At 43.6% G+C, this 16,147-nt stretch carries 13 protein-coding genes and 2 riboswitches; of the genes, 4 read left to right on the forward strand and 9 right to left on the reverse strand.

Going from position 1 to position 16,147, the window contains the following annotated elements; genetic code table 11:
• Positions 1-17: 17 nt before the first annotated feature.
• From ACUXV2_RS12740 to ACUXV2_RS12750, 3 genes are all read right to left on the reverse strand, one after another.
• Positions 18-1,082 carry a M24 family metallopeptidase gene (locus ACUXV2_RS12740; RefSeq protein ID WP_446243571.1) on the reverse strand — a complete coding sequence of 355 codons (1,065 nt, stop codon included), beginning with the start codon at positions 1,080-1,082 and terminating at the stop codon, positions 18-20.
• Between the two features lie 4 nt (positions 1,083-1,086).
• Positions 1,087-1,533, reverse strand: coding sequence for a type II 3-dehydroquinate dehydratase (gene aroQ / locus ACUXV2_RS12745; protein ID WP_446243572.1), 447 nt, complete (start codon positions 1,531-1,533; stop codon positions 1,087-1,089).
• Between the two features lie 91 nt (positions 1,534-1,624).
• Positions 1,625-2,182: a YqhR family membrane protein gene (locus ACUXV2_RS12750; RefSeq protein ID WP_446243573.1), complete on the reverse strand. Its 558-nt coding sequence runs from the start codon at positions 2,180-2,182 to the stop codon at positions 1,625-1,627.
• A gap of 311 nt (positions 2,183-2,493) precedes the next feature.
• On the opposite strand from ACUXV2_RS12750, the gene ACUXV2_RS12755 reads away from it, so the two are divergent.
• Positions 2,494-2,874 carry an SA1362 family protein gene (locus tag ACUXV2_RS12755; RefSeq protein WP_446247068.1) on the forward strand — a complete coding sequence of 127 codons (381 nt, stop codon included), beginning with the start codon at positions 2,494-2,496 and terminating at the stop codon, positions 2,872-2,874.
• A 33-nt stretch (positions 2,875-2,907) separates the two neighbouring features.
• On the opposite strand, the gene ACUXV2_RS12760 is transcribed toward ACUXV2_RS12755, so the two are convergent.
• The 3 genes from ACUXV2_RS12760 to ACUXV2_RS12770 all read right to left on the reverse strand — a co-directional run bounded on the left by ACUXV2_RS12760 (position 2,908) and on the right by ACUXV2_RS12770 (position 8,304).
• Positions 2,908-3,789, reverse strand: coding sequence for a patatin-like phospholipase family protein (locus tag ACUXV2_RS12760; protein WP_446243574.1), 882 nt, complete (start codon positions 3,787-3,789; stop codon positions 2,908-2,910).
• 765 nt (positions 3,790-4,554) lie between these two features.
• Entirely contained in the window at positions 4,555-7,119 is a 2,565-nt protein-coding gene (locus ACUXV2_RS12765; RefSeq protein ID WP_446243575.1) for a vitamin B12-dependent ribonucleotide reductase, read from the reverse strand.
• Positions 7,120-7,467: 348 nt separating this feature from the next.
• Positions 7,468-8,304 carry a lipoate--protein ligase family protein gene (locus tag ACUXV2_RS12770; RefSeq protein ID WP_446243576.1) on the reverse strand — a complete coding sequence of 279 codons (837 nt, stop codon included), beginning with the start codon at positions 8,302-8,304 and terminating at the stop codon, positions 7,468-7,470.
• A gap of 324 nt (positions 8,305-8,628) precedes the next feature.
• On the opposite strand from ACUXV2_RS12770, the gene ACUXV2_RS12775 reads away from it, so the two are divergent.
• Positions 8,629-9,012 (forward strand): rhodanese-like domain-containing protein, encoded by a 384-nt coding sequence (locus tag ACUXV2_RS12775; RefSeq protein WP_446243577.1) that lies wholly within the window; start codon positions 8,629-8,631, stop codon positions 9,010-9,012.
• 239 nt (positions 9,013-9,251) lie between these two features.
• Here ACUXV2_RS12775 and gcvPB read toward each other — a convergent pair whose 3' ends face one another.
• Genes gcvPB through gcvT form a run of 3 tightly spaced genes read right to left on the reverse strand, consistent with a single transcriptional unit; the run spans position 9,252 to position 13,185 of the window.
• Entirely contained in the window at positions 9,252-10,724 is a 1,473-nt protein-coding gene (gcvPB, locus tag ACUXV2_RS12780; RefSeq protein WP_446243578.1) for an aminomethyl-transferring glycine dehydrogenase subunit GcvPB, read from the reverse strand.
• The gene (gene gcvPA, locus ACUXV2_RS12785) at positions 10,717-12,063 is read right to left on the reverse strand and encodes an aminomethyl-transferring glycine dehydrogenase subunit GcvPA (RefSeq protein WP_446243579.1); all 1,347 of its coding nucleotides are present in this window, start codon (positions 12,061-12,063) and stop codon (positions 10,717-10,719) included. The genes gcvPB and gcvPA overlap by 8 nt, the downstream gene beginning before the upstream one ends.
• 18 nt (positions 12,064-12,081) lie before the next feature.
• Complete coding sequence (gene gcvT / locus ACUXV2_RS12790; protein ID WP_446243580.1) at positions 12,082-13,185, reverse strand: glycine cleavage system aminomethyltransferase GcvT; 1,104 nt, start codon at positions 13,183-13,185, stop codon at positions 12,082-12,084.
• Between the two features lie 145 nt (positions 13,186-13,330).
• Positions 13,331-13,409, reverse strand: a riboswitch (glycine riboswitch).
• A gap of 3 nt (positions 13,410-13,412) precedes the next feature.
• Positions 13,413-13,504: riboswitch (glycine riboswitch) on the reverse strand.
• Between the two features lie 177 nt (positions 13,505-13,681).
• On the opposite strand from gcvT, the gene ACUXV2_RS12795 reads away from it, so the two are divergent.
• Positions 13,682-15,382 (forward strand): DEAD/DEAH box helicase, encoded by a 1,701-nt coding sequence (locus tag ACUXV2_RS12795; RefSeq protein WP_446243581.1) that lies wholly within the window; start codon positions 13,682-13,684, stop codon positions 15,380-15,382.
• Complete coding sequence (locus ACUXV2_RS12800) at positions 15,351-16,142, forward strand: YqhG family protein (protein ID WP_446243582.1); 792 nt, start codon at positions 15,351-15,353, stop codon at positions 16,140-16,142. Before ACUXV2_RS12795 ends, ACUXV2_RS12800 begins: the two co-directional genes overlap by 32 nt.
• The last annotated feature ends 5 nt before the right edge of the window (positions 16,143-16,147 follow it).

Below are 16,147 nucleotides of genomic sequence, written 5' to 3' on the forward strand. Positions count from 1 at the left end.
TAGACCTCTTACAAGGACTAAAATGGTAGAATGATTAGATCTTTAGTTGAGTGAGTCAATGTTTCATTGGAATCCTCGGTGATGAGTGTATCGTCTTCGATACGTACACCGCCTACCCCAGGAACATACACTCCCGGTTCAACCGTTACAATCATACCAGGCTCAAGTACTACTTCAGAACGTGAAGAAAGACCAGGTCCCTCATGAACTTCAAGACCGATTCCATGTCCTAGAGAATGTCCGAAGCACTCACCATAACCTTTTTCTGTTATGTAATCCCGGGCAATCGCATCTGCTTCTTTCCCTGTCATTCCAGGCTTGATTTTTTCCATAGCGAGCAGCTGTGATTGAAGGACAACATCGTAAATCTCCTTCAGCTTTTCACTTGGCTCTCCTACAGATAAGGTACGAGTCATGTCAGAACAATATCCTTTATAGTATGCACCATAATCCAATGTAACAAAATCACCTTTTTCAATGACTTTATCACTTGCCACTCCATGAGGCAGTGCAGATCGATTTCCAGATGCCACTATGATATCAAAAGATGAAGAAGCGGCTCCCGCTTTCCTCATGAAGAATTCCAATTCATTAGACACTTCCAGTTCTGTAACGCCCGGTTTGATAAAATCTAATATGTGCTTGAATGCTGCATCCGCTATGTCTGCCGCATCCTTAATTATCTTAAGCTCTTCAGGTGTCTTAATCAAGCGTAACTTTTCAATCGTGCCAGCTACAGGGACGAGTTCAGCTTCGAGTACCTTCTGATAGCTCTCAAACGCACTGTATGTCATATAATTTTTTTCAAAACCGAGTTTCTTGATTCCCAATTTCGAGACTTGTTTCGCCACTTCTTCCTGAATGGGACCGGTATGCTGGACAATTTCATAGTCCGCTGCCTGCTCCGCCGCCTGCTCGGTATACCTGAAATCCGTGATGAATAAAGCTTTCTCCTGTGATAATAATACTACACCCGAAGAACCAGTGAAGTTTGTCATATAGCGACGGTTATATGTACTTGTAATCAACATCCCGTCTATACCGCTTTCAGAAAATGTTCTGCGTAATTGTTCAATCTTCATCCCCTTACACTCTCCCTTTTATGTAATTAATGATGGCATCTAAGGCTAATTCATATCCGTAAAGTCCCAATCCGACGATCTGACCGATCGTTTCCGGCGCAATGACTGAATGATGCCTGAAACTTTCACGCTGATGGATATTGGAAATGTGGATTTCTATAACAGGTACTGAAACAGAAGCTACCCCATCCCGTAAAGCGTAAGAGTAATGAGTATACGCACCCGGATTCAGGATGATGCCTGCATACCCTTCATCCTCAGCTTTATGAATATGATCAATCATCTCTCCCTCAACGTTCGATTGAGCGGAAGTCAACTGATAGCCTTTTTGATCTGCTTGTTCCTTCAGTTTCGTTTCTAATTCCTGAAGGGTGGTGTGACCGTAGATTTCAGGTTCACGTTTTCCTAATCTGTTTAAATTCGGGCCGTTTAATAATAATATTTTCCCCATAGATAACCCCTAAAAAAATAGAATGTTCAACATGAACATTCTAACATAAACCTTTTACCTATACCTACTAAATTATCTGATAACAAGGAGGTTAAGGTACTACTTCACCTGTCTTTTCCTTTTGTTCCTGATGTCTCAGCTCATTCTCTTCATACGATATAGAATATCCAATGAAGACTCCGTAGAGGATGTAGATACACACTGTTGTAATCAGAGTATGATAATCGATGGCCGTCAAGGACTTCATACTCGGGAAAAGAGGTTTCAACAGTAAGAATACTGTTAAAAACAATACGATTCCATACCCTGCGCCCACCCAGATCGATTTAAACTTCCGCAGGACCCCGTAATAGACCAGTGCCGCTCCGATGGAAATAATGCCATAGGCTAAAATGGATAAAGCAATCCCTATCCAGCGATCCTTCCAATCTCCAACTGCCCAAGGTTCGAAAATAATATTTGGTTCAATCTTGGTAAAGGAAAAATAATAACTTAGATACGCAATCGCACTCCATAATAAGCCTCCAATAAATCCTGTCACCACCACCATCCCTATGAACGACATTGGTTTTTCACTTTTATTCTGTTCCAGTTCAGGGTTGGATTGGTCGCCTTTCTCTTTTTCCGGTTGATTTTTATGTTCCGACATCTTGAACACCTCCGCTCATAGTATGCCCGATTCAACCAAACACTTGCATATAATTCCTTTTCAACAAATTTTCATTTTTGAACATTTCGATTCAGCAGTCTGGCTCTTTTTGAGAATTTTTAGTAAAATACATTGTAAGGAAGTTTATATTTCTATCACATGTTTATCGAATTTGGTTTCAGTGAATATGTTTATTACAACCTCGGAATCCAAACATCTGAAAAACTACCCAAATCGAAGATTAAAATGAATATAATTTGTCAAAAATAATCATAATAGTAAGGTTTAAAGAACGATTGAATCGTAAGGAGGTGGCTTTGTTGAACGCTCGCAATATTTTGGTATTCACCTTGATTGTATTAGCGATTGTAGGATTAGGATCGTGGCTGGTAGGAAATCCACTCGGACTCCTTCGAAAAATACTTGTCACTGCAGCCGTTATCGGCATCATATACTTTATTTACCGCAGATGGTTCAGCCATAAGCGTGGTGCTGGCAGCAACGAACAAAGAGCGTTTCTTAAAGCAGCCAAACAATCCAAAAAGAGACTAAAGAAAAAATCGACCGCCAAGACACAGAGACCAACCGTTTCTCCGCTGTCAAAGAAGCGGTCCCATCGTAAAAAATCCAGTGCGAACTTAACGGTCATTGAGGGAAAAAAGAATAAAAAAAACAATCGGGCCTCCTTTTAAACGAGTGCCCGATTGTTTTTTTGCAATGATACCCTAATAGGTCCATTGTTTCAGGAAAAGTTCTCCCTGATATTTCCCGAGTTGAATCAACTCTCCCTTTTTTTCTTTAGATAATTCAAATTCAGTCGTCTGTACCCCTTCCGTCGGTATAAAAATGATATTCTTCTCATGCTTTCTTGAAATATAACGAGAATCATGAGCGTCTTTCATTGTTTGGAAAAGGGCACTGTACAACTCGATTGCATTCTTGATCTTATTCTTTGGCCGCTCGAGTGAATTATGACTCAATTTCACTCCGATGACGGGCCTGACTTTCTTTACATTCTCCCTGTCAAACAGCCACATCGGAAAGTTACTGAGTACCCCCCCATCCACGAGTAAACTGGTGCCTTCCAATGAGCGCAGTTTCACAGGTTCAAAAAAGTAAGGAAGACTTGCACTCATCCTGATGGCCCTGGCAACAGGGAAAGTTTGAGGTGAAATACCATACTTTTCTAAATCATCTGGCAAAACAAGAAGCCTCCCATTGGATAAGTCGGAAGCGATGACTCTCAGGGACTTCTCGGGAAGGTCAGCGAAAGTATATATTCCCCTTGCTTTAAGTTTTTGTTCGATCCAATTCTCAAGAGCTATCCCCTTATACAACCCTAATCGATAATAGACTCTGAACCACTTAATAAAGGGAATTGAAAAAACAGCGTTTGTATCCAATACCTTCTTGATGTCCATTTCTTCCATAATATCTTTAAGCTCGCTGCTCGAGTATCCCGCTGCAATAAAAGCTGCAACAATGGCGCCGGCACTTGTACCAGCCACTCTCCTGAAACGAAACCCTCTTTCTTCAATTGCTTGGTAAGCACCTATCAAGGCGAGCCCTTTTACCCCTCCGCCAGAAAATACTCCATCGATGTCCACAGGCTCCACTCCTTCAAAGCTGTTTATACATCTTTAATTTAGAAAGGAACAATTTAGAACAAGAAAAGCGGAAGGGCTTTGCTCAGAGGCGGGTGGCATAAGACGAATCGGCCACGAAGGCGTTCTTTGCCTTCTTGGCCGGTTTGGCTTATGACATGTGCCTCTAAGCCCTGCAGCTGGACACAAGAAAAGCGGATGCGGCTTGCTCAGCCCCGACAAGCATAAGATGAATGGACCAGGAAGGCGTCTTTTGCCTTCTTGGGCCATTTAGCTTATGACCTCGAGGGGCTAGCCGCAGGAGCTGGACAATAAGAAAAGCGGAAGGGCTTTGCTCAGAGGCGGGTGGCTTAAGACGAATCGGACATGAAGGCGTTCTTTGCCTTCTTGGCCGATTTGGCTTATGACATGTGCCTCTAAGCCCTGCAGCTGGACACAAGAAAAGCGGATGCGGCTTGCTCAGCCCCGACAAGCATAAGATGAATGGACCAGGAAGGCGTCTTTTGCCTTCTTGGGCCATTTAGCTTATGACCTCGAGGGGCTAGCCGCAGGAGCTGGACAATAAGAAAAGCGGAAGGGCTTTGCTCAGAGGCGGGTGGCTTAAGACGAATCGGCCATGAAGGCGCTTTTTGCCTTCTTGGACGGTTTGGCTTATGACATGTGCCTCTAAGCCCAGGAGCTGGACAGGTTGAAAAGCGGAGGCGGCTCACCTGAGCAAATGCACAAAAAAAAGAAGAGGAACGAGTCCTCTCCTTTTTCAAAACGGATTTACAATCCACATTTAAGCTGTGCACCACAGTTCGTACATGTATTGCAGCCACCCATGTCCTTAACGGTACCTTTACGGCATACCGGGCAAGTATTCCCGACTTCAGATCCAATGGTCACATCTGTTGAACGTACATCCTGGATGGTATCCAGCAGCACGATCGGTTTTTTCTCAGTTTTTACTTCCTCATGAACGTCTTCTTCATCAAAGCTGTTTTCTTCCGCTTTCAGCGTTAGAACCTGAGAGTCACGGCTTCCATCGACGTAAACGGTACCGCCTTTCGCTCCACCTTTGTACAGTCGCTCATACACTTTTTGTACTTCTTCAACTGTATATCCTCTTGGAGCATTTACCGTTTTTGAGATCGAGCTGTCAATCCAGTTCTGGATGACACACTGAACATCGGCATGAGCTTCCGGTGCGAGGTTCATTGAGGATACGAACCATTCAGGCAGCTCATTTGCATCAGCATCAGGATTACGCTTCAGATAATCTTCCACGATATCCGCTTTCACTTCAATGAATTTACCCAGTCGTCCGCTTCTGTAGTAAGTGAACGAGAAGTATGGCTCAAGTCCTGTAGAGACACCGACCATCGTACCGGTGGATCCCGTAGGGGCAACCGTCAATAAATGAGAGTTGCGGATTCCGTGGGTTAAGATATTTTCCCTCACATCTTCAGGCATTTTTTTCATGAAGCCTGTATTGATGAAGGCTTTTCTGAGTCTTTCCGTTTCTTCTGCCGTTTCACCTGTCAGGAAAGGAAAGCTACCTTTTTCCTTCGACAGTTCAACAGAAGCGCGGTAAGCTGTTGTAGCGATGACCTCGAAGACCTCATCCACCAGTTTGTTACCTTCTTCAGATCCGTATTCTTTTTCACAGTAGATAAGAAGATCCGCAAGACCCATGACGCCCAAACCGACGCGGCGTTCTCCCAGTGCCTGCTTCTTATTTTCCTCCAGGAAGTAAGGTGTGGCATCGATGACATTATCCTGCATGCGGACTCCCACTTCAACCGTTTTCTTCAGCTTGTCAAAGTTCACTGTCTTCGTATCTTTGTCTGCAAATTGAGCCAGGTTGACAGCCGCAAGGTTACACACTGAAAATGGTGCGAGCGGTTGTTCCCCGCATGGGTTGGTTGCCACGACTTTTTGACCGTATGCTTTTGCATTTGTCATGTCATTGGCATTGTCGATAAAGAAAATACCCGGTTCAGCTGAATAAGTGGCACATACATTGATTAGATTCCATAGTTCTTTGGCTTTGATCTTCCTGTATGTCCTTACTTTGTATCCAAGCTTCTCCCATTCTCGTACATCGCCGATATTATGCCATTCGTCGTTATAATATTTCATTTGTTCTGCATCATAGCTTTCGACATCCGGGAAGCGCAGATCGTATACCTCATCCTTCTCGACCGCCTCCATGAAATCACTTGTCAGGCAGACAGAAATATTCGCTCCTGTCAGGAATTCCGGGTTATGTACACTGTAGGTACCACCCGTCCGCAGCTTTTCCTCGGCACTTTTGATGATCTTCTCGTCGAAACCACCGTACCCAGGTATTTGTTTATAGTTGATGATTCCCTGATACATCGCTTCTTCCTGCTCTGTAAGGGGAGTGAATTTCAGTTTATCTTCTGCAGCTTTCCTGATATTCTCATCTTCTGTATTCTCAAGCAGATAGCGCAGGATACGCGGGTTCTGCATTTTAGAAATGATGAATTCGATGATATCAGGGTGCCAGTCGGATAACATGATCATTTGTGCACCGCGTCTTGAACCGCCTTGTTCAACCAGGTGAGTCAGCTTTGCAATATCATCCAGCCATGATACAGATCCAGATGATTTACCGTTGACCCCTTTGGCCAAAGTGTTGCGCGGACGAAGCGTCGATCCGTTCGTTCCGACACCGCCTCCCCTGCTCATGATTTCCATGACCTGCTTACGGTGCTCAGAGATCCCTTCACGTGAATCCTGTACAAATGGCATTACATAACAGTTAAAGTAGGTTACATCAGTCCCCGCACCCGCTCCGTACAATACACGTCCTGCAGGTACGAAATGCAGGTTGACAAGTTCATGATAGAACTTTTCAAACCATTCTTGTTTCTTTTCAGGAGTTTTTTCTACTTCCGCCAAGCCTGTTGCGTTTCGCTTTGCAATTTGTTCGTAGTAGACTTCCAAAGGTTTTTCAATGACATCCAGTGTACGTGTCACAACGCCCGTTTCGATTTCCTGCGGTTTATCGATCGCACTTCTGTATTCCTCTTCGATCCAGACATCCGCTTTTTTGTTTTCCCAGTCAATGGCAGTTATATAGCCAAGGCCCCTGGCCGGGAATTTCGGGTCCTCCTTGATTGTCAATACGACAAAGTCGCCTGCTGATAGAGTGATCTTCTCAGTGTCTTTGAAAGAGTAGCGGTCAATCATTACCAAGCGGGATACACCTTTGTGAGTGGTTTTCATATCCGGGGTGATAGGATGTACTTGGGGGAACAATCCGATATCCTGATTCAATCTTTCTTTGTTTAAATTCATCGTTTTCTTCGACGCAACAGCCATACAGACAACTCCTTCTACCTTAAATAATTCATTTATCATTAATTAGCTTGTTTACCTTTAACAATTAATACGTTATCACAGGCTCAATCCAAAATCAATAAATAAACACAATATATGGTGTATAATATATTTTTCGACACACCATATATTGTGTTGAGGTCAGATTTTTATTTATTTGTCAAACTCCTAATAAGCAGAAAATAATAGAAAACCGGAGAATCTCATAGATAACATTCCTATTTTAAACGGAAATCTATTATTTTAAGAGTTGCTAAACTTTCAACTTCAGAAATAGTTGGTAAAATAGGAAAAAAGCGACACGCATCGCTTTTTTCCTAACAAAATTTTTTAACGTTTAAAATTCCACTCATCTGATTCATATCGGGTTTTTGCCAGGTTTTCTACATATTGTGTTTCTTCCTCTGACAGGACATATGGTTCGAGATGGATATCCAACCCTTCTTCAAAACCTTTCTTAAATGCTTCTTTCGCCATGTCCATCGTAATTCTTTCACGTGAAATCTCATTCATGGCAACAGCTTTATTTTTGAACGCTTTTTGCATACGCTCCTTCACCCGTTCTGAAGGGTACTTAAACAAGCTGAACAGCTTATCTTCATCTAGATCCAGAAGGATGGATCCATGCTGAAGGATGACACCTTTTTGACGTGTCTGTGCACTGCCTGCAACCTTCCTGCCTTCCACTACCAGTTCATACCAGCTCGGCGCATCAAAGCAGACGGCGGATCGTGGATTTTTCAATCCTTCCCTCTCTTCCGCTGTCTTCGGGACAGCAAAGTAGGCTTCTAGTCCAAGACCCTGGAATCCCTTCAGAACTCCTTCTGAAATGACTCTATATGCTTCCGTTACGGTTTTAGGCATTTCTGGATGTTCTTCAGATACAATAACACTGTAGGTGAGCTCCTCATCGTGAAGGACGCCTCTTCCTCCGGTCGGCCTCCTTACAAAGCCCAGGCCGTATTCCTTCACGGCATCCATATTGATTTCCTTTTCGACTTTCTGAAAATATCCAACAGAGAGCGTTGCAGGATCCCATCCATAAAAACGGATCGTCGGAGGAATCTTCCCTTCACTGTGCCAATCTAAGAGCGCCTCATCGAGCGCCATATTATATGAGGGTGAACAATTGCCTGAATCGATGAATCTCCATGTTTCTTTTGACATTTTACATACCTCTTTTATTTATGAACTTCTATCATCACTATGTATTCAATCCGTTACTAGTCTACCAAATCCTTCTCGAAAAACAAAGGAAAACGGATTGGTAAGTCTTTGCTTTAGGTTCCGTCAAAAACTGCTCTTTTTCAAACAAAATAATGAGCCATACGTTTAGTTTGCAGCGGATAATAGTAAAATTGCGATATTTTCCAGAGTCGAAAGCAAGATTGGGGAAGAGCTTTGCTGAAATAGTAAATTTCTTTTGATTCTGTGTTAAATGATGAATATAATAGTAGATAGTGCATTTGAAGAAAGGAGCATGAAAGCAAGATGGATGGTTTATTTATTCTTTTAGTCGTACTTGGCGGGATCATCGCTTATTCGCTATTTACGTACTTCAATCAAAAAAGAGTGGTCAATACATTGACAGAGGAAGAGTTTAAAGCAGGTTACCGTAAAGCTCAGCTGATCGATGTACGCGAATCCAATGAGTTTGATAACGGTCATATTCTTGGTGCCCGCAATATCCCTCTTTCCCAAATGAAAATGAGACAAAAAGAGATCCGCAATGATCAGCCTGTATACTTGTACTGCCAGAGCGGCATGAGAAGTGCACGTGCAGCACAGATGCTTCACCGCAAAGGCTACCGTGATCTTCACCAGCTGCAAGGCGGATTTAAAAAATGGACAGGTAAGATCAAGCATAAAAAATAAAGAAAAGCGGAGGCGGCTCGTTCAGCCCCGACAAGCGTTGGAGGTCCGCCCAATGAAGTCGCTCTTTGACTTCATTGGGCGGACCGAAACGTCTCGAGGGGCTAGCCGCCGGAGCTGGACAATTCCCAGACTAAAAATTTATTCTTAATTTAAAAGAAAAAGGATTGCCGAATTCGGCAATCCTTTTTTTGTTTCATACTCTACTGCACTAAACGCCCGTCCCTCGGCGCGTTAATGTGTTACTGCGCCGCTTCTGGAGTGTATCGCAGGATCGGTTTTCTTGCTGCAAGGGTTTCGTCCATTCTTTTTACTACAGTCGTATGTGGTGCTTCCTGGACGATCTCCGGTGTTTCTTCTGCCTCTTTTGCGATTTGGATCATGGCATCGATGAATGAATCCAATGTTTCTTTAGACTCTGTTTCAGTCGGTTCGATCATCATGCATTCCTCTACGTTCAACGGGAAGTAGATCGTTGGCGGATGGTAACCGAAGTCCAGCAGCCTTTTCGCAATATCGAGTGTACGGACGCCAAGCTTCTTCTGGCGTTTACCGCTGATGACGAATTCATGTTTACAGTGACGGTCATATGGAAGGTCAAAATGAGGAGCCAATCTTCTCATCATATAGTTTGCATTAAGGACAGCATTTTCAGTTACCGCCTTTAACCCGTCAGGCCCCATCGTGCGGATATACGTATATGCACGGACGTTGATGCCAAAGTTACCGTAGTAAGGCTTCACGCGGCCGATGGAATCAGGACGATTGTAGTCAAATTCGTACTGATCGCCGTTTTTAACCAGTACCGGTTTAGGCAGATAACGGATCAGATCTTCTTTCACTCCGACCGGACCGCTTCCTGGTCCTCCACCGCCGTGTGGCCCCGTAAAGGTTTTATGGAGATTTAGATGAACCACATCAAAGCCCATGTCTCCAGGTCTTGCCTTCGATAATACCGCATTCAGGTTCGCACCATCGTAATAAAGTTTGCCGCCTGCTTCATGAATGATGGAAGCCATCTCAAGGATATTTTCCTCGAATAATCCCAGTGTATTCGGATTAGTGAGCATCAGAGCTGCAGTATCTTCACCTACCACGCGCTTCAGATCATCCAGATCCACCAGACCATTTTCATCTGATTTGACAGTCACGGTTTCAAACCCTGCAACCGTAGCACTTGCCGGGTTCGTTCCGTGTGCGGAATCAGGGACGATGACCTTTGTGCGTTTCGTGTCCCCATTCGCTTCATGATAAGCGCGAATCATCATGAGACCCGTCCATTCACCGTGAGCTCCGGCAGCCGGCTGAAGGGTCACTTCGTCCATGCCTGTGATTTCTTTCAGGTGTTCCTGGAGGTCATACATCAATTCAAGGGCTCCCTGGACACCTTCAGGTTCCTGAAGTGGATTGATATGAGCAAAGCCGTTCAGGCGCGCAACATTTTCATTCACCTTAGGATTGTACTTCATTGTACATGATCCAAGTGGGTAGAACCCGGAATCGACTCCATGGTTTCGTTTGGATAATGCTGTATAATGACGCATGATATCAAGCTCCGAGACTTCCGGTAAATGAGGATCCTCTGTACGGATATAATCAGAAGGAATCAATTCGGAAACATCAACTTCCGGGATATCCAGTTCAGGCAGGCTGTAACCAACGCGTCCTTCTTTGGATAATTCAAAGATAAGAGGCTGATCTTGTTTGTTATTCATGACAATCCCCCAATTCTTGTGCAAAAGCATCAATTTCTTCTTTGCTGCGAAGTTCTGTAACGGCAATCAGCATGTGATTCTTCAGACTCTCATCGACAAGTCCCAGATCATATCCGCCGATGATTTCTTTCTCTAAAAGCATTTTGTTGATTTCTCTCACTGGACCATTGACTTTCACTACGAATTCATTAAAAGAAGGGCCCTCAAAAGCAATCTCAAATCCTTTTTCCTTTAGTGTTTGTTTCGCATAGTGAGCTTTTTGGATATTTTGAAGCGCCATCTCTTTTACACCTTGCTTACCGAGGGCGGTCATAGCAACGGATGCTGCAAGAGCGTTCAACGCCTGGTTCGAACAAATATTGGAAGTCGCTTTATCACGGCGTATATGCTGTTCACGCGCCTGAAGGGTTAAAACGAATCCTCTCTTGCCGTCTTCATCGACCGTTTGGCCAACCAGACGGCCAGGTACTTTACGCATCAGTTTCTTACTTACCGCAAAATAACCGCAGTGAGGTCCTCCGAAAGCACTTGGAATTCCGAACGGCTGTGCATCTCCGACTACAATATCAGCTCCCAGTTTCCCTGGAGGAGTCAGTGCACCTAGAGAAAGGGGGTTGGAGGAGACCACAAACATTGCTTTCTCACTGTGTGCAACCTCTTCGATCGCTTTCAACTCTTCCACTCTGCCGAAGAAGTTAGGGTATTGCACGATAACGGCTGCAATTTCACTGCTCATCAATTTCTTCAGTTCTTCTACATCTGTCACTCCATTGTTATGCGGGATTTCCACAACATCGATATATTGACCTTTTGCGTAGGTTCTTAATACATCACGTGATTCAGGATGGACTGTACTTGACACAAGGACTTTCTTTCTGCGAGTCTGTCCTGCGCTTAACATTGCCGCTTCAGCTAATGCCGTCCCCCCGTCGTACATGGAAGAGTTCGCTACATCCATTCCTGTCAGTTCACAGATCATCGTCTGAAATTCAAAGATCGCTTGCAGTTCACCTTGTGATATTTCAGGCTGATACGGTGTATACGCTGTATAGAACTCGGAGCGTGATAAGACATGATCCACGATGATAGGAGCATAGTGATCGTATACGCCTGCTCCCAGAAAGGATGTATGACTTTTCAAATCTGCATTTTTCGCAGCCATTTGAGTCAACTCTTTTACCAGACCGGTTTCTGACTTCGCCGGCTTGATATTGTACTCACCTTTGAAACGAACCTTTTCAGGAATATCTTCAAATAAATCGTCGATGCTATTTACTCCTATGCTGTTTAACATTTCCTGTTGATCTTGCTCTGTCATCGGTAAATAACGATGCTTCATGACCGTCATTCCTCCCTATTATTTTGTTCTCTTATAAAATGGTGTCGGAACTACTTTAGCGTTTAATTTCTTTCCTCTGATCTCCACCTGGACTTCCGTATCCACTGAAGTGAATTCTTTTTTCAAAAGTGCAAGGCCTACATTCTTCTTTAAGGTCGGAGATTGAGTACCCGTAGTCACTTCACCGATTTCTTCTTCGCCGGAAAACACTTTATAACCATGGCGCGGGATTCCCCGGTCAATCATTTCGATGCCGACAATTTTTCTTGAAGCCCCTTCTTCTTTTTGCTTTTTAAGAACCTCTTGCCCGTTAAATGGTGTTTCTTTATTCACTTTGACCGCGAACCCGATCCCTGCCTCGATTGGAGAGATATTTTTAGAAAGCTCCTGTCCATACAAAGCAAGATTCGCTTCGAAGCGAAGTGTATCCCTGGCCCCGAGTCCACAAGGAAGCACCCCGTCCTTTTTCCCTTCTTTCAGGATATCTTTCCATATATCAACGGCATCTTTTGCATCACAGTAAATTTCAAAACCGTCTTCTCCTGTATATCCTGTTCGGGAAACAAGGGCATGCCGGCCGTTAATATTGACCTCGGTCTGGAATTTAAAGAATCCGATATCACGTAAGGAATGTTCGCCTGTCAACCTTTGTAAAACATCTTCAGCAAACGGCCCCTGCAAAGCCAGCTGAGCCATATGTTCGGAAATATTATTGATTTCCACTCCATCTGTCTCATGCTGTTTCAGCCACTGGAAATCTTTATCGATGTTCGCTGCATTGACCACCAATAAATAATCATTGTCTTTTATTTTATAAACCAGAAGATCGTCCACTGTGCCACCATCGTCATAGCACATGGCAGTATATTGTGCACCGCCGTCTTTAATCTTGGACACATCATTTGTCATCATTTTTTGTAAGTATTGGAGAGCCCCTTCGCCCTTGACTTCAATTTCACCCATATGGGAAACATCGAATAGTCCTGCCCGGGTTCTGACAGCTTCGTGCTCTTCTTTGATACTTGAGAATTGAACCGGTAAAGCCCAGCCTCCGAAGTCGATCGTTTTTCCCCCATACTCTTTGTACACTTCATATAGAGGTGTTTGCTTTAAATCTGCCATTAGACTTCCCCCTTATTTTCATCAAGCTTTCCTTCTGCTCGCTTCCTGTCTCCAAATATCTGCGCTTCAACCACTGAGTTCATTGGCTTAGAACATCCGCGCATGAAAAAAAGGACAGAGAAACCCCTTTTTTCAAAAGAAGTTTCTCTGTCCTTTCACCTGAAAGTTTACCGGTAAGACGGCTTTCCCCTTTGGTGGTTTCCACACGGAAACACTCTCCAGAGCTGCGTCCAGCAAGAGTCTTTTTGCCTGAGAGATTCACACTTAAGATGTTTGCTCCTTCGGCGCTGTTAGTTACAGTCTCTCCCCTTGCCATCATTCGCCAATATTCCTTGTAACATTTGGTCATACTAGAAGTATATACAGTTGAAATGTTATTGATGTGAATGTTCGGATTATTGTAGTTTTCAAAACATTAGGTAATCTACTCTCATCCTACCATTAAACATGAGTTCCCGGCAATCATTTTTCTATTAAATAAGGAGATGTTTTTCACATGAATGTTGATGTTCTATTTAATGAGGAGTGGGGAGAAGGTCTTGAAACGTTAATTAGCAATGACGGCCCATGGGGGAATTGGGAGCTGTATAAGCTTGCAGTTGAATGTGAGCAACATCTCGCAATTCCGAACTTTGAAGGGCTTCAGGCACCAAAACATTTGGCAAATGTGACTCCTCTCCCCCATCAGCTCGAAGCTGCCAGACAGGTAGTGGAAACAATGAATGGCAAAGCGATCCTTGCTGATGAAGTCGGATTGGGTAAAACCATCGAAGCCGGGCTGATATTGAAGGAATATATGATACGCGGCCTCGTGAAAAAAGTATTGATACTTGTACCCGCTTCATTGGTCTCACAGTGGTCTTATGAACTGAACAGCAAATTCTTCATCCCAGCGGTGCCACAGCGTAAAAGCTATGTCTGGGATCAATGTGATATTGTCGTTTCATCCATGGACACTGCCAAACGGAGCCCTCACCGTGAAAAAGTGTACGAACAGGACTATGACCTCGTCATCATAGACGAAGCTCACAAACTGAAAAATCATAAAACCAAAAACTATGAATTTGTCCAAAATCTGAAGAAGAAATTTTGTTTATTGCTTACTGCCACTCCGATACAGAACAAAGTCGAAGAAATCTTCCATCTTGTTTCACTGCTAAAACCGGGTCACCTGGGGAATGAATCCGGCTTTACCGACCGCTATAAAAAAGGTGACCGTTCGGTTCATGATGATGAAAGCTTGAACCATCTCATCAATAAAGTCATGATCCGGAACAGAAGGAGCGATACAGGTATAGAGTGGACAAAGCGCCATGTAAAAACGATACTCATTGACTTCAACGAACAGGAACGAGATTTATACAACAGCATCAATTTGTTGAAGGGCAGTTATGATGATTGGGTCTCATCCAGTTCATTTTCCCTTCTCACCCTGCAGCGGGAAGCATGCAGCAGCAGGGAATCAGTCTTTTATACACTTAAAAACATGATTGAGAAAAAAGAAAATCCTTCAGCAGCATTTGAGAATACGATTGGAACACTCATGAAAAAAGTTGAAAATGTGACGACGAATTCCAAGGCACAGAAGGCATTGGAACTAATTCAGAAAATAAATGACAAAGTAATCATTTTCACGGAATACCGGGCGACCCAACTGTATTTGCAATGGTTCTTAAAGCAGCATGGCATTTCTTCCGTTCCGTTTAGGGGCGGATTCAAACGCGGAAAAAAAGATTGGATGCGGCAGCTTTTCCAAAATCATGCCCAAGTGTTGATTGCAACAGAAGCAGGCGGAGAAGGCATCAACCTGCAATTCTGCCACCATGTCATCAACTTCGATCTGCCATGGAACCCGATGAGACTTGAACAGCGGATCGGACGTGTACATCGCCTGGGTCAGACAGAGGATGTACATATCTATAATTTTGCCACCAGAGATACAGTAGAAGAACATATCTTGAAACTGTTATATGAAAAAATAAACCTATTTGAGAGAGTGATCGGTCAGCTGGATGAAATTTTGACAAGGCTTGATTTTTCAGATTTTGAGGAACATGTCGCAGATATTCTTTCCTCATCCAAGACAGAGGGAGAGCTTAAAATAAAAATGGAGAACCTCACCAGCATGATTCAATTTGCTGAAGATTTAAAGGAGGAACAAGCCAATGCAGCAGCACGAAATTCATCGATTTCTTGAACGATATTTTACAGCAAACGGCTGCGAGCTGGTTGCAAACGGGGACGGCTATATGACCGTCCAATTGACGATCGACTTGGATAAAGAGCTGATGAACAGGCCTTTTTACTGGCACTACCTGGAGAAGACGGGAGGAATACCGAACCCGATGACGCTGTCATTAGTGACAGACGGGGAAAAAGCACCTGAAGATTTCAAAGGCGAACTCATTCACTTCGGTTCTCCACGTCTGCACCAAATATTCCGCTCTACCAGAAATTTGGCAGGCTACATCCGGCTATATGAAGATCGAATGAATGTTTACGGACAACAGGTTCCGCTTCATCCATGGCTCGGACTGAATATAAAGGTCTCCCATGTCACAAATTTGAAGAAAGACAACATTCTGAGCATTGGCCTCAATTTAATCAACGGCCATATACAGGAAGACTTTCACGATTTTTTATTATCGAGAAAATTGACGCCTAAAATTCCAGACTTTTCTTTCACATTGACACCCATCATCAAACCTAAGAGCGGGATAAACCGCATCCAAGGTTATTTGATGCAAGGGATCGAAAAAGAATCATTCACATGGGCGGATGAGGCACGAAAAAGATGGGAAGAAGACCTGGAACTGCTAAGTCATTTCTATGGGGACCACGAAGAAAAGCCCGAATCCTATCATCTTGAAAAACAGGCACTGAAGGAACAATATGAACCAAAGATCTCGATTGATATCATCAATGGAGGAATTTTTTACTTACAGCATTCACATTGAGGTCA

This window comes from Rossellomorea sp. NS-SX7 (genome assembly GCF_052828565.1).